This is a genomic window from Moraxella lacunata (assembly GCF_900453205.1).
GTDB classification, from domain to species: Bacteria; Pseudomonadota; Gammaproteobacteria; order Pseudomonadales; family Moraxellaceae; genus Moraxella; species Moraxella lacunata_B.
In genome coordinates, this window is the sequence record NZ_UGQU01000001.1 from 219,161 (window position 1) to 241,476 (window position 22,316).

Sequence of the window (22,316 nt, forward strand, 5' to 3'; positions counted from 1 at the left end):
TCCTTTTTATGTAAAGCCTAAATCTCGCTTTGCATTTAGCTCTTTGTACGTTGCAATGTGGATAAGTAATGCTTGATACCCTAGAAATCCATATTCCCATGCAACCGCAGTTTTGTTATCAAAATGGCGGTAAGCTGTGGAATATTGTCGGCGAAGTCGCACACTATGGATTGACAGGGTATGGGGCTATCGTGTTTGACATTGAAACTAAAATGTTAAAACCGATAGGCGACCAAAAGCATGCTTATGAGAGTTTGCCGTCATCATTTGGTGGCATGGCGTTTAAGTTTTTATCCCACAATGTGGCAAATACTTTGCCCTATGTGGCGTTAAAAGCGTCCGCTAAGTTCATCCAAGGTCACAATGTTTTTGGCTCTGAAAGTGTCCAAAAGCTCGCTTGTGAGATGATAGCAAAACTCAAAGAATGTTACCCCGTTTTTTATTGCTTTTTGGACATTCCAAAGGCAAGGATATCAAGGATTGATGCCACTTACTCCGCTCGTCTTGCCGATGAGAGTTTAGTTGCGAAAACCCTAGATTTCTTGCGGAATGTATCAAGTGGTTTTAGACGTAAGGACACCGATAGACGAGATTTTTACAATACCGTCTATTGGGGTGGTGCAACGTCAAGGCATGGTACTGCTGTTGCTTATGGTAAGCATAACGACCTAAAAGAGCATTATAAAGATTTGGTTAAACGCTCAAATAATGGTTGCCAAAAGTCATACGAGTACTTGGAGAGTATCTTTTATGACGAACTTTTGGAGTACTCAAAAGGCTTGCTCCGTTTTGAAAGCCGAACAAAAGCAAGGCTTTTAGAAAAGATGGGTATTCCCACAAATTTGTGGGCGTTCATACGCTATCAAAAGAATAATCCGAATGTTTTAAAAGCCTTGTGGCGATACTGGTTTAATCCAATCTTAAAAGCGATGGAAGGGCAGGTTATGCACCTAAATGATGACGAACATATTAAGAAACTTTGCTACGAAAAGTTGTTTACTATTACCAAAAAGGGCAAGATTAGCCATACCAAGGCTAAGAATGCCTATAACTTTTACATGCGTTTAAAGCAGAGCGGTTGGCAATCTGTCAAGGACGATTACAACCGTAGAGCATTTGAGATTAATGTCAAATCATTGGTTGATTTAGGCATTCCAAAGGCTCTTTTACAGAATATTGATACTCAAGCTGATAATGAGATACCAGTATTCAGATTGATTAATGTCGATTTTACCAATCAGCACCCGAACCCCAATTACAAAGATTTTGATGATGAATTTGCAAGCTTTTATGAGTTTGACAAATTCATTTACCCCACGCCACAACCGCCCCCATTGCGGTTTGTGGCTTAACTTTAAGCCGATAAGGTGATTTTATGAAAATTGTTATTAAACGTATTGAAAGTATCGACCGCAAGGGCGTAAATAAAGACAGTGGTAAGGAGTGGCATATTGATGCCACAAACATTATCGCTGATGTACCTTTTGAAGATGAGAAATCTGAAAAAGACAATAGCACGGTTGCTTTTGGCTTTAAAGACATTGTTTATCAGGTTGGCGAAAAGCCAAGTGCAGGTAATTATTATAAACTAGGTCTTGACAAGCTAAAAGGGCAGTTACCCATGGAGTGTGAAATTGAAATTGCCCAAGGATTTGATAACTTCGGTAATCCAAAGGTTTGCGTTATTGATATTAAGCCTATCAAGAAAGCAAACCCACAATGAATATAGATAAAGAGCGTAAACTCGCTATGTGGGTTGTCACGCTTGATAATCATATTCATGATGTTTTTAGGTCTCATATTAGTTGGTTGCCATTGTTTGGTGTTACTGTTCCAGAATTTGTGGAATATTACAAAAAACATGGTCAGCACAATATAGATAAGGTTTTAAAAGATTAATGGCTAAGTATGTTTGTGTAGAATTGGTTGGAAACACCTGTCAGCAATGGCAGGAGTATTCAAATTCTATTGACATGCTTGCCATTACACAAGAGCAGGCAAATTTAATTTGTCTGTGCTTGATTTTGGTGTTTGTCAGTGGCTTTCATTTTAGAGCCATTGCAAACTTAATACTTGGACGACGTTATTAAGGTTGAAATATGAATGCTCGTAAATTTGAAATCGCCAAACTTGGCAAATATGCAAAACAATCTGCTGTTGTTGGTGCAGTTGCTCTAACATCTCCAATGGCTTTGGCTGCTGGACCTGATACCACGCAGGCAATCGAAGCCATTAAGGGCATTTCCACTTCTACTGATGCCGTCGGTAATACTTTTATTACCGTGATTGTTGGTATTGTGGTATTCAGTTTCATTGTTGGCATGCTTTGGCGTAAAGGTAGATAATGAACGAACCGAACATATTAAATTGGTTACAAGTTATAGCCACTTTAATATTCATGTGGTTACTTGTTAAGTAACCACATTTTTTATTACATAATAATAAAATTTTGCTTTTTAAATTTTATTATTATGGAATGCGTCAGGGATTGAAGTGGAAATACTTTGTTAATAATCAATATTAGTTAATTACAATATTTTTATTTCTCGGCAGAAAGAATGAAAAGAGTGTTAGTAAATAAATTGATTAGCTAACAAAGATTGTAGCGTAAAGCCCGACCCGATAGGGGACGCCCAAAAGATTAAAACTATCCAATAAGTGAATAAGATAATGCCTATTATATTAGTTACTGGTGCAAATGGTCACGGAAAAGGGCAATTTGCAATTAGAGAGATTTTAAGATTACAAGATGAAAATGATAAATTGGAGAAGCAGGGTAAACCACGTCGCCAAATTTATGCAAATATCCATGGCATAAATCAAGATGGTGCAACACCGCTTAAAGACGTTTTGCCAATTCCAAGCGAAAAAATATTTTTCGGTAAACAAGATAATCCCGACGACCCCCCCCACCAGATGGTTATTTTGTTCCGCCTATTGGCTCGGTCTTTATGTACGACGAATGCCAAAAGGTCGATTGGATTAAACAAAAAAGCGGTGCTTTGTCAAATGATATAAGAGTGCGTAGCATGGAAGAACATAGACATGCTGGTCTTGATATCTATTTGATTACACAATCACCCAATTATATCCATAGTCATCTATTTGATTTGGCAAGCCCCCATTATTATGTAGAACGTGCTTTAAATTTACCGCAGGCAAATGTGTTCAAATATAATAAGGCTCAAAAATCCCCACAATCATCGGCAATCAAGGCAAAGGCAGATGACCAATTTTTTATCAGTCTTGGTAAAAAATACGGTCAGTATTATAAGTCAAGTGCTGAACACAACATGAAAACCCAAATACCTAAAAAGTTGAAGTGGGGTATTGGTATATTATTTGTTTTAATCGCATGGACGATTAACAGTTGGAACAAAGCAGGTTGGCAAGTTGGAACAAATAGACAAGCTGATGAAGTGCAAACAGCTAATACCGATGATGAAGTTTTAGACTCTGTTAAATCTGATGATACTTCAAAAGAGCAAACAGAGTTAAAAACGTTGCAAGACAAAAGGGCGTTAGAACAATATAATAGACGTATTTATCTAATTGATAAACAATTACCCCCCGATTATGAAGTTATTAAATCAGAACCTGCTTTACAGGTTCGTGGAGTAATGAAAATGGGTGCTACATGCAGTGCTTATAACACCTACGGCGATTTGATAATATTAACATTACAAGAATGTGAATATTATCTAAATCAAGTTGGCAGGGTTCATAAAGCCATGCCAAACGAAAATTCCCAAATTCAAAACTAAACTTGAATTTGGGAATGCGTCAGGGATTGAAGCGGAAATATCTTTTTAATAATCAATATTAGTTAATTACAATATTTTTATTTCTCGGCAGAAAGAATGAAAAGAGTGTTAGTAAATAAATTGATTAGCTAAAAAGGATTGAAGCGTAAAGCCCGACCCGAAGGGGACGCCCAGAAAAACAAACCCCAACCTAAAAGGAACTCCCATGCTACAAGCAATACTACGCATTATCATCATCTACATACCCGCATTACTTATGTGGATAGCCATCATCGCAGGTGTACTAGGCTATGAACTATAACCGCACAATCATCATCACACTGCTTGCCCTGTTGTCACTGTGTAGCGTGCTTGCTCATGCCAATGAAGATTTTAAGATATTTACTGAACATGTAAATGACAGGCTAAATAAAATACAAAAAGATATTGACAAAAGGGGCGTGACAACAACAACACAAAGACAATCAGGCGGTGCAACTGTCACAGTCGCTAAAAATTACCCTGTTGTCCCTTACGACCCAAATCACCCAAATGTCAAAAAACAATCCACCTTTAACATTAAAGCAAATGCTAAAACATTAGCAGGGCGTTTTGCTCGTGGTATCAATTCAGCTGCATTAGCTTATGCTGTTGTAGATTTGCTTGGCGACGGAATAGATTGGGTTCTTGACCCAAATAATAATTCTATTAAATATTATCATCCCGATGGTTATCTTTGGCTCGACCACCACCAAAAAATTCATCCTAGTAAAGAATCTGCCGCTAATTATAATTGTCAGATTATGGCTAATAATCTTTGCAAATCTGTCACATCAATTAAGCAATCATCATACAATGATTCTGTTTATGATGTATATATATCATCTGATAATCCTTCAATTACTACAGCTCCTTCCATTCAGCGTATTGGAACAACGAAAGAACAGTCAATGCCACTTGACACAATCGCAAATCACGTTATCAATAACGAAGACAATAGCACAACTAACGTCATCACTAACAATTACTACAACACAGTAAACGAAACAATCATAGAACAAATTGAAAAAGGTGAACATGATAACGACATTGACACAGCACTTCGCAATGTCAGTCAACCCGATGACAGTCCAAGCCCCGAAACACAGCCACAGCCAACGCCCCCCGATGTAGCCCCCATTGGTCGTGAGCCTGACAATACGGATGCTAAGCCTTTTGAACTCCCTGCCTTTTGTGACTGGGCTTCAAAAGTCTGTGAGTTTATCGATTGGGTAAAGCAAGAACCGCCAGAACCGCCACCGCCAGAGCAAGTACCCAAGGCAAATTTATCTGATTTGGGGTTGGACGAAAACGAGCTGTTTAAACAGCGAGTACAGTTTGATGGACAATGCCCGAAACATGAACTTAAATTTGCAATCAATGGCAAGCAGATTATAGAGCCTATACCGACTCATCATTTCTGTAATTTGCTTGAACAGATTGCCCCTTGGTTGCTTGCATTTTCTTATCTTTCCGCAGGCTTTTTTGTAATTAGGAATTTATAATGCCCTTAGCTCTTATAGCTGTTATTGGTTTTATTGTTAGCGGTCTCGTCTGGCGTATCCTTGCAAGCATAGGTTTTGGCTTAGCAACCGCAAGTTTTATCAATCACGTGATAGATGCGTATCTTGTACGCTCCATAACGCAAATGAACACAGCATTACATCCTGATGTATCAGCCTACCTTAACATCGCTAGGGTAGATGACTGCATTAGTGTAATGATAGGTTCACTTGTGTTTGTCGGCACGTACAAGAGCCTTAAACTTATCTTTGTCCGTAAGTGATGAAGTTATCCACATGAACGCCCACGCCCCTTACAGACCCCCAAAAGTCGAGCGAACCCCCTAACGCATGTCGGCTTTTGGCTAGGGTCTGTTGGGGCGTGTTTGGGCGGTCTTGTGGATAACTTCTTGTTGTAGTTACTTTTTTTATTCCTTTTAAAACTTCGCATAATAGTTATTATGTTAAATAGCAAACGCCCAACATGTAGGAATGATGATACATGTTGGGCGTAAGCGTTGCTATTGTAACATAAAAGCGTTATGCGAAAAGCCTAGCCCATCTGCCTGCCTGCCATCCAAAGCCTTTGTAGGCGGTTTTGTCCGATAAGATAAGACAAATCGGCAGGTCGGTCAATCTGCCACAACGCCACATCAGCATCCATCCCTACCAAAAGTTGCCCTTTGGTATCTTGTAGCCCTAAGGCTTTGGACGCGTGGATGGTTGTCCCTGCCAAAGCTTCTTCGGGCGTTAAGCCAAACAGCGTACACGCCATGTTCATGGCAAGCAGTAAGCTTGTTGATGGCGATGTGCCAGGGTTACAGTCGGTGGATACCGCCATTTTTACGCCATGTTGTCGCATGGCATCGATGGGAGGCAGTTTGGTTTCTTTTAGAACATAAAAGGCGGTCGGCAACAGCACGCCCACCGTGCCATGCTTTGCCATCTTGACAATGCTGTCGGTGGACAGGTATTCGATGTGGTCGGCGGACAAGCCGTCAAACTCTGCCACCAGTCCCGCTCCGCCCATGTCACTCATCTGCTCGGCATGAAGTTTGACAGGCAATCCTAATGATCTGGCAACTTCAAAGAGCCTGCCCACTTGATGGGTGTCAAAGGCAATGGATTCACAAAACGCATCTACTGCGTCCACCAAATGCTCGCCATGCAACACTTTTAGCCACTCGCACGCCTGCTTGACATATTCGTCTGCCCTCCCCTGATATTCTGGCGGTAGAGCATGTAGGGCAAGGTAGGTTTTTTTGACGGTAACGCCAAAGTCATCACCCAATTTTTTGGCAACTTTGAGCATTTTGCGTTCGTTATCCAAATCAAGCCCATAGCCCGACTTAATCTCAATCGTCCCCACGCCTTGACTTACAAGGCTTTTAAAACGTGGCAAACTAAGTTCATACAATTCATCAAAATCCGCCTGTCTTGTGGCTTTCACAGTGGACAAAATCCCACCGCCCTGCTTGGCGATGTCTTTATAATCCACGCCATTTAGACGCATCTCAAATTCATTACTGCGATTACCGCCATAGACCACATGGGTGTGGCAGTCCATCAAGGCAGGGGTTAGCCAGCCTTGTTTGGCATCAATTATCTTGTCAGCGGTTGCCGTGCCAAGCTCGTCCATCGTGCCGACAAAGGCAATTTTGCCATCTTTGATACCAACCGCACCACCATGTATCGCCCCATATGGGGTGTCTTTGGTGTAGCCAAATGTGTCGCTCATGGTGGCGATGTTGGCGTTGGTGATTAGGGCGTCAAATTGCATGGTTTTTTCCTTAGATATTGGATTAACTTCAATCTCAACTTAACATTGCAAATTATTGATTGTCAAGCAATTATTTTTTGGTTGTAGGGGCGATTTATTCGCCCTTGATAAATCAATTACCTATACAAAGTTGAGAATAGAGTAGATTAATAGTTATCGACAAGTTTTAAGTTTAATTTAATCCCAATCACACACCACCAAGCAACGCCCACTCCACACACACCGCAAGCAGTCGTGCTACGGTTTTTGCTCCACGGCTGTCAATGTCGTAAGTTGGGTTAAATTCGGCAAAATCCAGCACTTTGACTTTGCCTGTTTGAATGAGCTTTTCAAGCAAAAATTCCACCAAATCAAGTTCAATCCCCTTGGCATTTACCGCACTGACCGCAGGCATGACACCACTTGGCAGACAGTCCAAATCCACCGTAACATAAAGCACATCAACGCTCCTAACAAAGCCATCAAGCCTTGCCCAAATCTCATCATAAGACAAGCGGTGGCAATCATCATCACCAACAACACCAACGCCCAAGGCACGGGCTTTGTCAAATAGGCTTGCTGTGTTACCAAAACGGCTAATGCCCACACAAAAATAACAAAACTCATCACCCATCATATCAGCAATCTGCAAAAATGGCGTACCTGATGTGGCGTATTCGTCCGTCCGCAAATCAAAATGAGCATCAAAATTGATGATACCAATCTTGGGTAAATGCTCATTGCTTGCGTTTAGATACTCATACAATCCCAAAAAACTGCCATAAGCAATCTCATGCCCGCCGCCAAGCCCGACCGCTAGGGCGTTGTTTTGTAGGGCATGGGTGATGTGCGTGGCATAACTTCTTTGGGCGGACTCTAAACTACCCTTGACGATGGTATCATTGTCATGACACACCACATCGCCACAGTCGCCCACTAAGTCGGATAAAGTGGTATATTTGTCCTGCACACCTGTTGTGATGGGCAATTTGGCAAAAAACTCTCTAATAATAGGCGGAGCAGACTTTGCTCCTACCCTACCCAAGTTTCGCCTTACCCCTTGATGGCAAGCAAAACCCACCAAGGCAATAGGCTGGCGGTCAAAGGCTTGTACGGCATTATGCCAATACACCGCCCTATCGCTCTCAAAAGGGTCGGTGCGTCCTGTATAATAGGCAGGGTCAAAGGGGGTGTGGGTGGTGTGGATGTCGGTCATGGCTTTTTAATTGGCTTAAAATGGATAGATAAAAATTAGGTTATACCTAGCGAACTTGATATACACTCTGCAAAATGAAAAAGTGCTACAGTTTCCGTTCGTGGTGAGCCTGTCGAACCATAACGGAAACCAACCCACAGGCATAGCTCAGGGCGAACGGTTTCCGTAGTAAAATTCAATTTTATTAGCTGTACTTGCTTAACTTCAAAATGCACCCTTGTAGGGGCGTGCTGTGCACGCCCTATCAGTCCCCAACGGGCGTGGAAAGCACGCCCCTACATCAATATATTATTGAATTTGTGGTAATTTTAGAGTTCTGACAAAGATACATTTTAAAATTTGGACGTATAGGGGCAAACACACCCCAGCCATCACACATTGCTAAACCAATTTTGGCGTAGCTCGTCCCAGCCATCAAGCAACTCACCCGACAAGACAAGCTGTTTGGCACTTTCAATATCAGGGGCAAAGTAGCGGTCTTTGTTATAATGAGCAATCTTGGCACGCACTTTGGCATGAACGTCCGTTAGCACCTTATCGCTCTTGTAGCCCAAATCTTCGCCATGAATGTCCACGCCTTGGGCAGCGGCAAGCAGTTCAATACCCACCACGACGGCGGTGTTGTGTGCCATCTCAAACAATCTTCGCCCTGCATAGGTCGCCATTGAGACGTGGTCTTCTTGGTTGGCAGATGTTGGAATGCTGTCCACCGATGCAGGGTGGGCGTGCGATTTGTTTTCACTAACCAAAGCGGCGGCGGTAACATGGGCAATCATAAAGCCAGAATTCACGCCTGCATTACGCACCAAAAACGCAGGCAGTCCTGACAAACTGCTGTCAATAAGTAGAGCAATACGGCGTTCACTCATTGAGCCAATCTCGCTGATGGCAAGTGCCAAGGTATCGGCAGCAAAGGCGACAGGCTCGGCATGAAAATTACCGCCCGAGATAGCAACAGGCTCATCATCGCCAAAGATAAGCGGATTGTCAGTTACAGCATTGGCTTCTATGAGTAGTGTCTTGCCTGCTTGATTGATAAGGTCAAGACACGCCCCCATCACTTGGGGCTGACAGCGTAGGCAGTAGGGGTCTTGCACACGCAACTCCGCCTCGCCACGGTTTTTACCCCTAAATCCGCTATGTTCAAGCAACGCCTTATAGGTCTTGCCAAGCTCAATCTGCCCATGATGTCCACGCACCTCATGAATGCGTGGGTCAAAGGGCGAATCATTGCCACGAGCCGCCTCCACCGACAACGCTCCTGTTACGGTCGCACTTGCCAAAAGGTCGCACGCCATAAAATAGCCACGAATGGCAAGGGCGGTGGACGTTTGGGTGCCGTTGATAAGTGCCAAGCCCTCTTTGGCAGCAAGCGTGATGGGCGACAGTCCTGCCTTGGCAAGAGCGTCTTTGGCAGACATACGCTCGCCACGAACAAATACATCGCCCTCGCCCAAAATCGCAAGTGTCATGTGCGACAACGGGGCAAGGTCGCCTGATGCTCCCACCGAGCCTTTGGCAGGAATGATGGGCGTGATGTCATGATTGATAAGATTGATAAGTGCGTCCACCACTTCACGGCGAACACCTGACACCCCTTGCGATAGGCTTGACACTTTCATGGCGATGATAAGGCGAACCACGTCCGCAGGCAATGCCTCGCCTGTGCCAACCGAATGGCTTAGGATAAGATTTCTTTGCAAAAGTTCAAGCTCATCATCAGGGATTCGGGTCTTGGCAAGCAGTCCGAAGCCTGTATTGATGCCATAGGCAGGTCTATCACGAGCGATAATCGCTTGTACGGCTTGGTGCGACTTTTCGATGGCATCATAAGCCGATAGGTCAAGGCTGATGGTAACGGGGCTATTATAAATGGCACGCAACTGCCCAAAGGTAAGATGGCGTGGGGTTAGGGTAATGGCGGGTTTCATAAACTGTCCTTATTTAATCAAAAAAATGAATAAAAGATAAATTTGTCTATACAAATATAACAAGAAATTCTATCAAGTGCAAGCCCCAAAACAAAAAATTATTCCACAAAAGTGTCTGCATTTATCGCTGGTCAAAAATTTTAAATTGTGATATAAATACTTACAAAATTTAGGTAATTATAGTGAAAAAAGGGGCTTGTTATGATTTATCTGTTTTCGTTTTTGATTTATGCCGTGGTTTTTGGGGCGGGGTTTTATTTGGTCAGAAAAAACCCTACCAAAGTTGAGCGGTTGGTTGGGCGGATTTGCTTTATTGGGCTTATCTTACAACTGTTTGTCAATTATCTGTTTTGGGGCAGTATGGCAAATGCCTTTAACCCTTTGGCAGTCATGATAAGCCCCGAACGCAGTGCGGTAAACTTGATGTTTTTGGCACTCATTAGCATTTTTTGTTATGCCAGTTTGCTTGTAATTTTGTTTAAAGCGAATGATTTTTATAACGAATAACTACTTTTAAGAATGCTTTTAAAAATAGGCTACTCCATCATGGGGCAGCCTATTTTTATTAACACCATCACCAAAACGTGCTAGCCAAGCCACCCCATCATCATCGCCAAATGCCCCACCCAGCTTGCCAAGACAATGGACAACGCCACACGGATAAACCAAATGACCACCATTTTGCCCACGCTTAATGGGATTTTGGTTGCCAAAACGCACGGTATCATCGCCGAAAAGAAAATAATGCCCGACACCGACACCACCGCTGCTACATAGCGAGTCAAAATATCGCCATTTGCCAATAACAATGCAGGCAAAAACATTTCGGCAAGCCCTGATGACAAACCTTTGGCAACCGTCATTGGCTCAGACAATCCGCCAATTAAAGTAAAAGGATACAACACAACACCTAAAACATCAAAAACAGGCGTATGTTTTTCTAATAACAATCCAATCAAACCAATGGCAATAATAGATGGCACAATCGCACTTGCCATATTAACGCCATCAATAAAATTCTCCCACAAAAGTTTGTATAAAGGCGGTGCTTTTTTGGCGGTGTCAATACCTGTATTTAGGGCGACTTTTATTCTGGGTGCATTTAATTTATCATTATCAGGAATTGTTTTTTCATCACTAAATCGGCTAATGGGCGGAATGCGTGCCGTGATTGCCGTTACCAAAAATGTGATAAAAAGACATGACCAAAAATAAAAACCCCAAACAGGCATCAATTCTAATGTTTTGGCAATAATGACCATAAAGGCGGTAGAAACGGTAGAAAAGCCTGTGGCAATGATCACCGCCTCGCGGGCGGAATACGCCCCTTGCTGATAGACCCTATCGGTAATCAAAAGCCCCACCGAATAACTGCCCACAAAGGACGCCACCGCATCAATGGCGGATTTGCCTGATGTTTTAAATATCGGTTTCATAATCGGCTGCATTAGCACGCCTACTGCTTCCAATAACCCAAAACCCAATAAAAACGCCAGCATTACCGCCCCAATGGGGACAATCATTCCCACAGGTAAGGCAAGTTTTTCAAACAAAAAAGGCAACATATCTTTTGCCATAAGGCTGGCAGGGGCGGTACCTGTAATAAATAATATGGCTAAAATCAATCCTGCGATTTTTAAAAGGGTTAAAATTTTATTGGTTAAATTGGCGTTAAATGATTTATCATAGAACGGTTTAATTACCCCATAAATCATTAAGTCAAATAATAAGACAATCGCCAACTGTCTTTGTTCTTTGACCAAAAAACTTGCCATATGGTCAAAAGCAATGGTATTTTTACCTGCGATTTCTATCGGCACAAAAAACAAAAAGATACCAAGCAAACTAAATCCAATTAACTTGATAAGTGCCAGTGCATTTGATTGATTGTTCATAGATTATCCTTAATACCGAGCATTCAATTTTAAAAACAAAATAAGTCATTGGTTTTTACGCCAATGACTTATTGTTAATTTTAATTGGGGCGTGTTGAACTTTTATATTTGCAATTAAAAATGAGAAAAATCGCAGTATTTTCAAGGAAAAAGCTGCAGGCAATATAATAATATTGGCAAGGCTTTTGACGCAGAAAATCAAGATTTAGCCATTTTTAATGCAAAAATATCGCTAAATTATTTCCAATTTGTAAATAATATTATAAAGGTTCAGCACGCCCCAGCATTAAAACTTATTTTATCATCGGCAAATTAAGCCCAAATTCCTTAGCGGTTTTGATGGCAAGTTCATAACCTGCGTCAGCGTGTCGCATTACCCCACTTCCACAGTCATTGACAAGCACATTGGCTAGGCGTTTGGCGGCTTCGTCTGTACCGTCTGCGACAATCACCATTCCAGAATGCTGGCTGTACCCCATTCCCACGCCACCGCCGTGATGTAGGCTGACCCAAGTTGCCCCGCCTGCGACATTGAGCATACCATTTAAGAGTGCCCAGTCGGACACCGCGTCCGTGCCGTCTTTCATACTTTCAGTTTCACGGTTGGGGCTTGCCACAGAGCCAGTATCTAGGTGGTCTCGTCCGATAACAATGGGGGCTTTTAGCTCGCCATTTTTGACCATTTCGTTAAAGGCAAGCCCTGCCAAATGGCGTTCGCCAAGCCCAAGCCAGCAAATGCGAGCAGGCAAACCTTGAAAGTGAATGCGTTCTTTTGCCATATCAAGCCAGTTGTGGACATGGGTGTTGTCAGGGAATAGCTCTTTGATTTTTTGGTCGGTTTTGTAGATGTCTTCTGGGTCGCCCGACAACGCCACCCAGCGGAAAGGTCCTTTACCTTGACAAAATAGCGGACGAATGTAAGCAGGCACAAAACCAGGGAAATCAAAGGCGTTTTTAACCCCTTCATCAAAGGCGACTTGGCGAATGTTGTTGCCATAGTCGGTCGCAGGAATGCCCATTGCCACAAAATCTAGGATTGCTTGCACGTGGACGGCACAGGATTTGGCGGCGGCTTTCTTTAACTCTGCGTGGCGTGAATGGTCGGTGGCGGCGGCTTTCCACTCATCCACCGTCCAGCCTATTGGCAAATAGCCATTGATAAGGTCGTGGGCGGAAGTCTGGTCGGTTACAAAATCGGGCTTGATTTCCCCTGCTTTGGCTCGCTTGACCATTTCTGGCAAAATCTCGGCGGCATTACCCAAAAGGGCAATGGATACCGCTTCGCCTTCGGTGGTGTGTTCTTTAATCAATTCATAAGCGTGGTCAAGGTCGTCTGCCTGCTTATCCACATAGCCTGTCCGCAAGCGAAAATCAATGCTTGACTGCTGGCATTCAATGTTCAGACTCACCGCCCCTGCAAAGGTTGCCGCCAAAGGCTGAGCTCCACCCATTCCACCAAGTCCTGCGGTCAAAATCCAACGCCCCCTCCAGTTGTCGGTAGATTTGTCCGTGCCATTGCCAAAATGTTGGCGACCTGCTTCGGCAAAGGTCTCATAAGTGCCTTGCACAATGCCCTGCGTGCCAATATAAATCCAGCTCCCTGCGGTCATTTGCCCGTACATAAACAAATCTTTTTTGTCCAGCTCATTAAAATGCTCCCAAGTCGCCCATTTTGGCACAAGGTTAGAGTTGGCGATCAGCACTCTTGGAGCGTTTTCGTGGGTGTTAAACACGCCCACAGGCTTGCCTGATTGAATCAGCAGGGTTTGATGGTTTTCAAGATTTTTTAAACTTTCCAAAATCTTATCATAACATTCCCAATTACGAGCCGCCCGCCCAATACCACCATAGACCACAAGACTTTGTGGATTTTCGGCAACATCAGGGTGCAAATTGTTTTGAATCATACGATAGGGGGCTTCGGTCAGCCAGCTTTTGCAGGTAAGCTCTGTGCCTGTCGGGGCAAGGATTGTACGAGTTGGGTCGGTGCGAGTTGCCATAATGCGTTCCTTTTTTTTTGGGTTGCCATTCTCAATTTTTAATTGTAACTGATTGATTATTCAAATATTTTTGAAAAATGAGCGAATTGCAATTCGCCCCTACAACATCAACCACTTACCACTATTGTGAATGCGTTTTTGTGTTGGGTTAAAAATTTGTATATACAAATTTTATGATAATTTAGCAAAAATTTTGGGGGAATGCAAGAAATTTTTACAAAAAAATACCCATCAATTTTGACGGGCATTTTCTATCATCAAAAAATCCTACGGCACAATGGTCAAAGGATAATCCACCACTTCCTCGGCTAATACTTCGCCCACCATATTACTGACAACCATATAAAATCCAGAGATTTGGCGTGATTGATTATTTTCATAAAATTCTTCCAATTCATCTTCCATAAAATCAAGAAAAAAATAAGGATTGCCATCGTATTCTTGACAATCTTCTTGACTTAGCACATTGCAATAATATAAATGCTGTGGTTTATTATCAATCACATCATATAGTTTAATATGAATACCATGCTCTAATTGATGATTTAAATAAATATAAAAGCGTACATCTTTATCAGGCGAAATGGTAGAATTTTTTTCAATTCGTTCAAATTCGCCATTTAAATTTGGTTCATCATCATAAATACCATCAAAGGCAAAGTTTAATTCTTGACCCACCCCATCATCAGACCAATCTTCTACAACTAAAGGAAAATCTACGGCAAGATGCTCTATCTCATAGTCATAACGGTTATAAGCAATAATCAAAAAGCCTTTAATGTTTCCCGTTTCTTTCATTGTAAATTGTAAATCCAGCACACCATCTAAGGGTTTTGACATTGGATTATAACCATAATTCATTTCCCCATCTGTTCTTGGGAAACAAGCAAAACTCACTTCATCATTGCATTTGGTATGAATACGCACGCTAATTTCTGTCTCCATACCCACCGTATCATTGGGCGATAAGCCAATCAGCTCATAACCATATTCACTATCAGTAATGCGGGCTTTTATAAATTCTATTTGTAAGCCCTCTTTATCAATATTTTGACGCATATTTAATTCATCAGGCGAAAACGGCACAAAAGCACAATCAGTCGGATATACTTGATCGTGTAAAGTATAGCCATCTTCTGTCTGAGCAATCACTTTTCCACCATTGACCAACAATCCATTAGGATAATCCGCCACATCAAGATTATTAAAATAAAACCAGCGTTTTATGGTGTGTCGCCCCGCTGGATAAACATCGGACGGATGATAACCACCAGAAGCATCACCACGAAATATATCGTCTGAATTGGGGTGAAGCCAAACTTGGCAAGGGTGCTTGCTTTCAAAATCAATGGTTGCCCACAGATATTCGCCATCTTTTAAGGTTTTATTGTTTGGCACATCAAAATCAATGCGATGGACAATAAAATCAGCTTTTGGCTTATTACCAAATAATTTTGACAAAAAAGACATTGTGTTATCCTTTAATTTTATCCTTAAAAAGTACTGCAAAATTATGTTGAAAAATAAAAATTTTACAGTAAAACCAATCAAATCTCAAATTAAGAAATCTGACAACGAGCCTTTTCTTTATCCACTATTGACATCATAAAATCCAGTGCTTCTTGCTCGCTCATTGCGTCCGTTTTGGCTTTCATTTTTACAAAAAATGGTTTTAATAGTGCTTTGGCAATCTCGGCTTTTTCGCTGTCGGTTGGTTCAACAAATGGTGGTAAATTTTCTGCACCCATTTGTTTTAGCATCATCTCGGCAAATTTACGCCCTGCATCGCTGGCAAAAAATTCGTCCGCTTCTTTGATGTCGTCATCACTTAAAATACCCTTGACATACGGTTCAAGTATTTCAAGATAATTAGGATTGCCCTCCAAACTTAATAAACAGGCATTTTGTTCTGGGGTTAATTGAGATTCGGATTTAATATGATTAACCACAAACACACGATTGCTTTGCACCGAAAATTCCATATAAGGACTTTGGATAATAAGTTTTTCAATACCAGCAGGTATTCCTGTATCGGTTTTGGTTTCTGTGGCGGTCTCGGTTTTGACTTCTTGTGTTGTCTCGCTGGGTTTATCGCCACCACAAGCGGTTACAGTCAATAACATCGCCAAGGAAATGGCGGTTAAATGAAATAATTTCATATCAAACTCTCAAATAAAAAATTAAAGCCCTATCATAACACAAAAAAGCAAAAAAACGATTTTAATAATGACCATCAAACTTCACTTTTTCCTTGAAAAACTTACGATTTTTCTCATTTTTAATCGTAAATACAAAAGTGGGGCACACCCCAAAAAAACTTTTTTGGCTTTTGTGAAAAACATTGCATTTTTATGATAAAATCACGCCAATTTATCAATCATCACACCATTATGCCTAATACCCCCAAACCCCCCGCCTACCAACGCATAAAATCCGCCATTTTAGCCAAAATCCACGCAGGACAATGGGCGGTCGGCTCTGCCATTCCCACCGAGATGGCGTTATCTCGTGAATTTGGCGTGGCTCGCATGACCGTCAATCGTGCCCTAAAAGAGCTGACAGATGAGCAGGTGCTAGAACGCCGTCAAGGGTCGGGGACGTTTGTCGCCCAGCAACAATTTAACCAGACCTTTATCACCGTTCGCAACATCGCCCACGACATAGAAAGCACAGGCAAACGCTATCACGCCAAAGTCGTAAGCCAGCTTGCCTTGCCCCATAGCGACTTACCGCCATCAGCTCGGGCGGTATTTCATGACACTCAGCGTCTGTACAAGGTAGAGATTGTGCATTTTGGCAATGATAAGCCTTTGCAATTTGAACGGCGTTTTGTGGATTTGGCGATTATCCCTGCCTTTGAATATCAAGATTTTAACAAAATCAACACAAGTGACTACCTTATCAGTCAGGTACCGCTTGTGCGTGGACACTATTTTATTGAAGCCAAACCTTGTCCGCCTGATGTGGCGACTTTTTTGAGCTGTCAGCCAAACTCTCCCGCCCTGCGTTTGTCTCGCTACACATATTCAGGCGATAAGGTTGTTACCTTTGTGCAGATGTGGCACGATGGGGCGACTTTTCGGTTTGATGGGGAATTGGGCTGAGTTTGGGTTATCATGGCTTTGTAGCATTTTAAAATAAGCTTGATGGACAAAACCCCAATCTAAGGCTAGATTGGGGTTTTATAATTCTAAAACCTTTGGCTTTAAACCGCTTTTAAGCCATTAACTTCACTCAGTAGCACCGACAGCTCCGCCAGTCCCACTTTGTCTGACAAGCCATCTATCTGCTCTGAGAGTACCGCCAGTCGCTCACGGTACTTATCCTGCCATGCTGACAGACCACCCACCGCCAACACATCGGTGATGAGTGCCATGAGTGTGCGGTTAAACTCACCGGTGAGTGCATAAGACGCTTTTCTGTCCCAATAACTCTCGGCAGGCAACTCTGCCACCGCTGATGTTAGCTTATCCATGTGTAGCTGTGAGAACACGCCAAAATACGCTTGTGCCACATCGGTCACTGCCACGCCTTTTTGGTCGGCAAGTGCCACGACATCTAGGGCATGCACATAGATGGGCAAACGGGCAAAGGCACGGGCATCATCATCGCTAAGTCCTTGGGCGGTCAAATCAGCGATATCTTTGGTGATATACGCCCCAAAATGCTCATCAATGACATCATAAGAGAATAAGTCCGCCACCAAGTTTTTAAAGGTCAGTGCTGTCTGTGCCACACTCTCGCCTGTCAGCTGACGGTTTAGGAACCATGTCATGCCTTGTTTTAGCACGTCTTGGATGGTAAGTTCAAGCTCGATTTGGGTGTTGCCAGCGACGGCATTGTCAAGGCTTGACAGTCTGTCCCACACCGCTTGCACATCAAAGACATCACGCACGATGGCATAGCTTCGAGTAATGTCCGCCACGCTATGACCTGTCTCATCACTCATGGCAAACACGTTTTCTATGCCTAGACGGTTCACCAGTCCATTAGTCAGATAAGTGCAGATAATCTCACGGTGCAGGCGATGGCGGGTCATCTCATCAAAGAACTGCTCGCCCAACGTATCTGGGAAGTACTTTTTAAGCTCATGCAAGAAGTAGGCATCTTCGGTCAGACCACTACTTAGTAGTTCATCATACACCCACATTTTGCCATAAGACAACAGTACCGCCAGCTCAGGGTTGGTCAGCCCACGTCCATCTTTTGCCTTACGTTTGGTTAGGGTGTCATCGCTTGGCAGGTATTCGATGGCACGGTCAAGGCGACCTGCTTTTTCTAAGAAATTCATAAAGCGAATATGCTCGCCTGCACGCTCATATGCTTGATAAGCTGACAGCTCAATGGTCTGTGGCTGTAAGTAGTTTTGGCGTAGTACCAAATTTGCCACCGTATCGGTCATGCTCGCCAGTAAGTCATTACGCTGTTTGATGGTCATATCCCCACGTTCGGTGACTGAGCCTAATAGGATTTTGATGTTCACTTCATGGTCTGAGCAGTTCACACCGCCTGAATTGTCGATGGCATCGGTGTAGATACGTCCGCCATGTAGGGCATACTCAATACGTCCACGCTGAGTACAGCCCAAGTTACCACCCTCGCCCACGACTTTGGCACGCACTTCACGCCCGTCCACACGAATGGCATCGTTGGCACGGTCGCCCACATCGCTGTGGTCTTCATCAGATGACTTAATATAGGTGCCAATACCGCCATTCCAAATCAAGTCCACAGGAGCTTTTAGAAGTTTGTTTAGTAGCTCATTGGGCGTAAGGCTATCTTCAGTGATGTCAAAACGCTCTTTCATCTGTGGCGTAATGGCGATGGCTTTGTCGGTGCGATTAAATACCCCACCGCCTTCGCTGATAAGCTCTGCCTGATAATCCGTCCATACCGAACGTGGTAAATTAAACAAACGCTCACGCTCTTCAAAGCTTGCCTTGGCATCAGGATTTGGGTCAATAAAGATGTGCAAGTGGTTAAAGGCTGCCACAAGGCGGATATTTTTGGACAGTAGCATGCCATTACCAAACACATCTCCGCTCATGTCGCCAATGCCCACCACGGTGAATTCATCACGGGCTTGAATGTCTTTGCCCATCAAGCGAAAATGACGTTTGACACTCTCCCACGCCCCACGAGCGGTAATGCCCATGCCTTTGTGGTCGTAGCCTGCCGAGCCACCCGAGGCAAAGGCATCTTGTAGCCAAAAGTTGTATTCGGCGGACAAAGCGTTGGCAATGTCTGAGAACGTCGCTGTGCCTTTGTCGGCTGCCACCACCAAATAGGGGTCGTCCTCGTCATGGCGGACGGTATCGGCAGGCGGGACAACATTGCCATCAACCAAATTATCCGTTAAGTCCAACAAGCCACGGATGTAGGTCTGATAGCACGCCACGCCTTCGGCTTGCCACATCTCACGGCTTGCCTGCTTGGATTTGTCTTTGCAGACAAAACCGCCTTTTGAGCCGACAGGCACGATGACTGAGTTTTTGACCATTTGGGCTTTGACAAGTCCCAACACTTCGGTGCGGTAGTCTTCCATGCGGTCAGACCATCTAAGTCCGCCACGAGCCACCTTACCACCACGCAAATGCACCCCTTCAACCCTTGGCGAGTACACATAAATCTCAAACATGGGCTTGGGCTTGGGCAAATTGGGAATATCACTTGCTTTGAATTTAAAAGACAAGCGGTCTTTTCTTACTCCATCTTTGTCCACTTGATAAAAGTTGGTGCGGAGCATGGCGTTTAACAAATCCAAGAACCAACGCACAATGCGGTCTTCATCAAGGCTTGTTACCAAGCCAAGCTCACTGTCAATCTGTGCCAAAATCGGGGCGGTGTCCGTCTGCTCGGTGGGCGACATCTTGGCATGGAACAGCTTGACAAGCAAACTGGCAATGACGGGATTGCCCACCAACGTGCTGTGAATGTACTCGGTCGAAAACGGGGCTCGGGCTTGGACGACATAGCGAGATAAGGCACGCAATACCACCACATCATAGGTGTCAATGTCCGTGGTCAAAATCAGCTGATTTAGGCGGTCGGACTCAACACGCCCTTGCCAAATCTCATCTAAGGCATGCTCCACCTGCGTTTTGACTGCGGTCAAATCCACCGTCAATCCTGCTTTTAAGGTGAGTTTATACTCTTGTAACCACAAATCATCGCTGACATCAGGGGTGTCTTGCCCACCAAAGTCATAAGTGGACGCTGAGATGACCGCCACCCCAAAATGCTCCAATATCGGCAAGACGTGCGACAACGTCAAAATCTCGCCCCTGCCGTAGAGTTTTAGGGTTAGGCTGTCCGCACGCTCGCCTGCCGACTGATACAAATGCCAAATCTTAGGTTTATCATCATCAAGTGACAGCAGTTTGGCAGTATCTGCCACCGCCGTATGCACATCAAACCGCTCACGATACGTCAAAGGAATGCTCGCCCCCAATGTCGCCAGTATCTCTCTGGCACGGCTCTCGCCTGTCTGGGCGGTTAGGGCTTTGGCGTACTCATCCGTCCAGTCGTGCATGAGTGCCGACAGTTCACGCTCCAACTTGGCTAGGTCATAATCCTTGACCTTGCCTGTCTCGGTGCGTACATGGATATGCACACGGGCGTGATGAAGCTCGTTAAATTCGGTCGTAAAGCTCGATGACACACCGCCAAAGGCTTGGGTTAGAATGTCTTGGATTTTTTGACGTAAGTCACTGTTAAACTTAGACAACGGCACATAGACCAGACACGATACAAATCTTTGATAATGGTCGGTACGCACGAGCAGGCGTAGGCGGTTTTTGTCCTGCAAGCTGGCAATGCTCGCCACCATCGGGTAGAGCTCATCGGTACTGGCTTGGAATAGGTCATCACGGGGCAAGGTATTGACGATGTGGGTAAGTTTAAGATAAGCATGGCTGTTTTTGGGCAGGCGTGACATGGCAAGGATTTTACCTGCTTTCTCGTTGAGTAGCGGAATGTTCGCCACGCTGGTCTGATACGCCCGTGATGTCAAAAGTCCAACAAAACGATATTCGCCAATCAGCTCGCCTTGGTCGTTGTATTTTTGAATGCCTAAAAAGTCCAGATAAGCGGGGCGATGGATGGGCGACAGCCGTGCCGATTTAGACAGCAGTAATACACGTGGCTCGGCTATCAGGTGTTTTAGGTGCGTGGGCAGACCGTGAAAGCTCTTGGATAACTCATCGGTCTCTTTGCCTTGTAGCACGCCCAGTCCGCTACCACCCACCGAGTACAGCTCAGGCACACCATGGTCATTTTCAAAACGGTATTCACGATACCCCATAAAGATAAAGTTATCACGCCCTACCCATTCCAAAAAGCCCGTCACCGCTTCTTTGGTATAATGCTCTGTGGGAATGGGCAGGCTTTTTAGTTCTTCTTTGATCTCGTCTAGCTTATCTGCCATCGCCCCAAAGTCGCCAACGATGACATCAATGGTGTGGATTTTCTTTAATAGCATCTCTTTGATGTCCGCCAGCTTGTCATCACTTTGGCGGTCAATCTCAATATGCACCAACGCAAAACAGCTGTCCGCCCGACCGCTACTCTCATCAACTGCTTGAATGTCACTGATGTGTCCGTCTGTGCGTTCTACCTTGATGATGTTATTATAAATGCGATGAACACCAATGCCCCGGCGCTCCAAGCTCATCAGGAGCGTGTCGGTCAAAAAGGGACGGTCAATGGCGACCAAAGCAATGATGGTACGCTCACTGTTAAACAGGTGTGACTCGCCCAGAGGGTTGATGACGCTGATATTGGGGCTTGTGCCGTTATGTGTTTTTAGTAAGCTAAAATGGTGTAATGCCATGCCCGACAACGTCTCATCGGAGAATCTATCTGCCATCTCCGTGGGCAGGTGCTGATAATAGATGGGGATAAACTTCGCTAGTATCTCTTGATGGTTGGCGTGGTTGTCATGATGATGGCTTGTGGCGTGACGGGCGATGTTGCTGACACGTTTTGGGCTAATGGTTAGATGGTTGCTTGTCATTGTTTTTTTCCTATTGGTTTTAACCGTAAATGTTTAAAATAAACGTGTATAAACTAAACCAAAGCTGACAAAATAGCAAATGGAAAATCTTTGTATTGTTATTAGTTTTTATGATAAATATAAAATTTTTTAGATATATTTCTGATAAGTGTTTTGAACTGTGCTGGGTCTGAGATGTACTAACATCCGTCTTTGTAATTTGTATAGTCTGCCAACT

The 22,316-nt window shown here is 43.8% G+C and carries 19 protein-coding genes; 11 read left to right on the plus strand and 8 right to left on the minus strand.

Annotated features, from left to right (window positions below):
• The first annotated feature begins 68 nt into the window (after nt 1-68).
• From DX073_RS01285 to DX073_RS14980, 9 genes are all read left to right on the plus strand, one after another.
• Nucleotides 69-1,352, plus strand: a complete 1,284-nt coding sequence (locus DX073_RS01285; RefSeq protein WP_115004820.1) for a phage/plasmid replication protein, II/X family — start codon at nt 69-71, stop codon at nt 1,350-1,352.
• A gap of 23 nt (nt 1,353-1,375) precedes the next feature.
• Nucleotides 1,376-1,723 (plus strand): hypothetical protein, encoded by a 348-nt coding sequence (locus DX073_RS01290; protein WP_115004822.1) that lies wholly within the window; start codon nt 1,376-1,378, stop codon nt 1,721-1,723.
• Nucleotides 1,720-1,899 carry a hypothetical protein gene (locus DX073_RS01295; protein WP_115004824.1) on the plus strand — a complete coding sequence of 60 codons (180 nt, stop codon included), beginning with the start codon at nt 1,720-1,722 and terminating at the stop codon, nt 1,897-1,899. The genes DX073_RS01290 and DX073_RS01295 overlap by 4 nt, the downstream gene beginning before the upstream one ends.
• On the plus strand, nt 1,899-2,090 hold the full coding sequence (locus tag DX073_RS14040; protein ID WP_147279662.1) for a hypothetical protein: 192 nt from the start codon (nt 1,899-1,901) through the stop codon (nt 2,088-2,090). Before DX073_RS01295 ends, DX073_RS14040 begins: the two co-directional genes overlap by 1 nt.
• 9 nt (nt 2,091-2,099) lie before the next feature.
• Entirely contained in the window at nt 2,100-2,345 is a 246-nt protein-coding gene (locus DX073_RS01300; RefSeq protein WP_115004826.1) for a major capsid protein, read from the plus strand.
• A 325-nt stretch (nt 2,346-2,670) separates the two neighbouring features.
• The gene (locus tag DX073_RS14045; RefSeq protein WP_147279663.1) at nt 2,671-3,018 is read left to right on the plus strand and encodes a hypothetical protein; all 348 of its coding nucleotides are present in this window, start codon (nt 2,671-2,673) and stop codon (nt 3,016-3,018) included.
• Nucleotides 2,952-3,764: a zonular occludens toxin domain-containing protein gene (locus DX073_RS01305; protein WP_115004828.1), complete on the plus strand. Its 813-nt coding sequence runs from the start codon at nt 2,952-2,954 to the stop codon at nt 3,762-3,764. Before DX073_RS14045 ends, DX073_RS01305 begins: the two co-directional genes overlap by 67 nt.
• 290 nt (nt 3,765-4,054) lie before the next feature.
• On the plus strand, nt 4,055-5,287 hold the full coding sequence (locus tag DX073_RS01310) for a hypothetical protein (RefSeq protein WP_115004830.1): 1,233 nt from the start codon (nt 4,055-4,057) through the stop codon (nt 5,285-5,287).
• Nucleotides 5,287-5,568, plus strand: coding sequence for a DUF2523 family protein (locus DX073_RS14980; RefSeq protein WP_115004832.1), 282 nt, complete (start codon nt 5,287-5,289; stop codon nt 5,566-5,568). The genes DX073_RS01310 and DX073_RS14980 overlap by 1 nt, the downstream gene beginning before the upstream one ends.
• A gap of 269 nt (nt 5,569-5,837) precedes the next feature.
• On the opposite strand, the gene hutI is transcribed toward DX073_RS14980, so the two are convergent.
• From hutI to hutH, 3 genes are all read right to left on the minus strand, one after another.
• Nucleotides 5,838-7,064, minus strand: a complete 1,227-nt coding sequence (gene hutI / locus DX073_RS01320) for an imidazolonepropionase (protein WP_115004835.1) — start codon at nt 7,062-7,064, stop codon at nt 5,838-5,840.
• Nucleotides 7,065-7,251: 187 nt separating this feature from the next.
• Nucleotides 7,252-8,259: a formimidoylglutamase gene (hutG, locus tag DX073_RS01325; protein WP_115004837.1), complete on the minus strand. Its 1,008-nt coding sequence runs from the start codon at nt 8,257-8,259 to the stop codon at nt 7,252-7,254.
• Between the two features lie 371 nt (nt 8,260-8,630).
• Nucleotides 8,631-10,190 carry a histidine ammonia-lyase gene (hutH, locus tag DX073_RS01330; protein ID WP_115004838.1) on the minus strand — a complete coding sequence of 520 codons (1,560 nt, stop codon included), beginning with the start codon at nt 10,188-10,190 and terminating at the stop codon, nt 8,631-8,633.
• 201 nt (nt 10,191-10,391) lie between these two features.
• Between hutH and DX073_RS01335 the strand changes: the two genes are divergently transcribed.
• Nucleotides 10,392-10,697 (plus strand): hypothetical protein, encoded by a 306-nt coding sequence (locus DX073_RS01335; protein ID WP_115004840.1) that lies wholly within the window; start codon nt 10,392-10,394, stop codon nt 10,695-10,697.
• 80 nt (nt 10,698-10,777) lie between these two features.
• Here DX073_RS01335 and DX073_RS01340 read toward each other — a convergent pair whose 3' ends face one another.
• From DX073_RS01340 to DX073_RS01355, 4 genes are all read right to left on the minus strand, one after another.
• Nucleotides 10,778-12,085, minus strand: a complete 1,308-nt coding sequence (locus tag DX073_RS01340) for a YjiH family protein (RefSeq protein ID WP_115004842.1) — start codon at nt 12,083-12,085, stop codon at nt 10,778-10,780.
• A 293-nt stretch (nt 12,086-12,378) separates the two neighbouring features.
• Entirely contained in the window at nt 12,379-14,085 is a 1,707-nt protein-coding gene (gene hutU, locus DX073_RS01345) for a urocanate hydratase (protein ID WP_115004844.1), read from the minus strand.
• A gap of 267 nt (nt 14,086-14,352) precedes the next feature.
• Nucleotides 14,353-15,555, minus strand: a complete 1,203-nt coding sequence (locus DX073_RS01350) for a hypothetical protein (protein WP_115004846.1) — start codon at nt 15,553-15,555, stop codon at nt 14,353-14,355.
• 89 nt (nt 15,556-15,644) lie between these two features.
• Nucleotides 15,645-16,244 carry a hypothetical protein gene (locus tag DX073_RS01355; RefSeq protein WP_115004848.1) on the minus strand — a complete coding sequence of 200 codons (600 nt, stop codon included), beginning with the start codon at nt 16,242-16,244 and terminating at the stop codon, nt 15,645-15,647.
• A gap of 192 nt (nt 16,245-16,436) precedes the next feature.
• Here DX073_RS01355 and DX073_RS01360 point away from each other — a divergent pair, with 192 nt between their 5' ends.
• The gene (locus tag DX073_RS01360) at nt 16,437-17,189 is read left to right on the plus strand and encodes a GntR family transcriptional regulator (protein ID WP_309473748.1); all 753 of its coding nucleotides are present in this window, start codon (nt 16,437-16,439) and stop codon (nt 17,187-17,189) included.
• Nucleotides 17,190-17,290: 101 nt separating this feature from the next.
• Here the strand turns inward: DX073_RS01360 and DX073_RS01365 are convergent, their stop codons facing one another.
• Complete coding sequence (locus DX073_RS01365; protein WP_115004849.1) at nt 17,291-22,099, minus strand: NAD-glutamate dehydrogenase; 4,809 nt, start codon at nt 22,097-22,099, stop codon at nt 17,291-17,293.
• Nucleotides 22,100-22,316 lie beyond the last annotated feature (217 nt).

Excerpts from the sequence above, each read along its gene's own strand:
- DX073_RS01285 (WP_115004820.1), top strand. The coding sequence starts at position 69 with ATGCTTGATACCCTAGAAATCCATATTCCCATGCAACCGCAGTTTTGT.
- DX073_RS01290 (WP_115004822.1), top strand. The coding sequence starts at position 1,376 with ATGAAAATTGTTATTAAACGTATTGAAAGTATCGACCGCAAGGGCGTA.
- DX073_RS01295 (WP_115004824.1), top strand. The coding sequence starts at position 1,720 with ATGAATATAGATAAAGAGCGTAAACTCGCTATGTGGGTTGTCACGCTT.
- DX073_RS14040 (WP_147279662.1), top strand. The coding sequence starts at position 1,899 with ATGGCTAAGTATGTTTGTGTAGAATTGGTTGGAAACACCTGTCAGCAA.
- DX073_RS01300 (WP_115004826.1), top strand. The coding sequence starts at position 2,100 with ATGAATGCTCGTAAATTTGAAATCGCCAAACTTGGCAAATATGCAAAA.
- DX073_RS14045 (WP_147279663.1), top strand. The coding sequence starts at position 2,671 with ATGCCTATTATATTAGTTACTGGTGCAAATGGTCACGGAAAAGGGCAA.
- DX073_RS01305 (WP_115004828.1), top strand. The coding sequence starts at position 2,952 with ATGTACGACGAATGCCAAAAGGTCGATTGGATTAAACAAAAAAGCGGT.
- DX073_RS01310 (WP_115004830.1), top strand. The coding sequence starts at position 4,055 with ATGAACTATAACCGCACAATCATCATCACACTGCTTGCCCTGTTGTCA.
- DX073_RS14980 (WP_115004832.1), top strand. The coding sequence starts at position 5,287 with ATGCCCTTAGCTCTTATAGCTGTTATTGGTTTTATTGTTAGCGGTCTC.
- hutI (WP_115004835.1), bottom strand. The coding sequence starts at position 7,064 with ATGCAATTTGACGCCCTAATCACCAACGCCAACATCGCCACCATGAGC.
- hutG (WP_115004837.1), bottom strand. The coding sequence starts at position 8,259 with ATGACCGACATCCACACCACCCACACCCCCTTTGACCCTGCCTATTAT.
- hutH (WP_115004838.1), bottom strand. The coding sequence starts at position 10,190 with ATGAAACCCGCCATTACCCTAACCCCACGCCATCTTACCTTTGGGCAG.
- DX073_RS01335 (WP_115004840.1), top strand. The coding sequence starts at position 10,392 with ATGATTTATCTGTTTTCGTTTTTGATTTATGCCGTGGTTTTTGGGGCG.
- DX073_RS01340 (WP_115004842.1), bottom strand. The coding sequence starts at position 12,085 with ATGAACAATCAATCAAATGCACTGGCACTTATCAAGTTAATTGGATTT.
- hutU (WP_115004844.1), bottom strand. The coding sequence starts at position 14,085 with ATGGCAACTCGCACCGACCCAACTCGTACAATCCTTGCCCCGACAGGC.
- DX073_RS01350 (WP_115004846.1), bottom strand. The coding sequence starts at position 15,555 with ATGTCTTTTTTGTCAAAATTATTTGGTAATAAGCCAAAAGCTGATTTT.
- DX073_RS01355 (WP_115004848.1), bottom strand. The coding sequence starts at position 16,244 with ATGAAATTATTTCATTTAACCGCCATTTCCTTGGCGATGTTATTGACT.
- DX073_RS01360 (WP_309473748.1), top strand. The coding sequence starts at position 16,437 with ATGATAAAATCACGCCAATTTATCAATCATCACACCATTATGCCTAAT.
- DX073_RS01365 (WP_115004849.1), bottom strand. The coding sequence starts at position 22,099 with ATGACAAGCAACCATCTAACCATTAGCCCAAAACGTGTCAGCAACATC.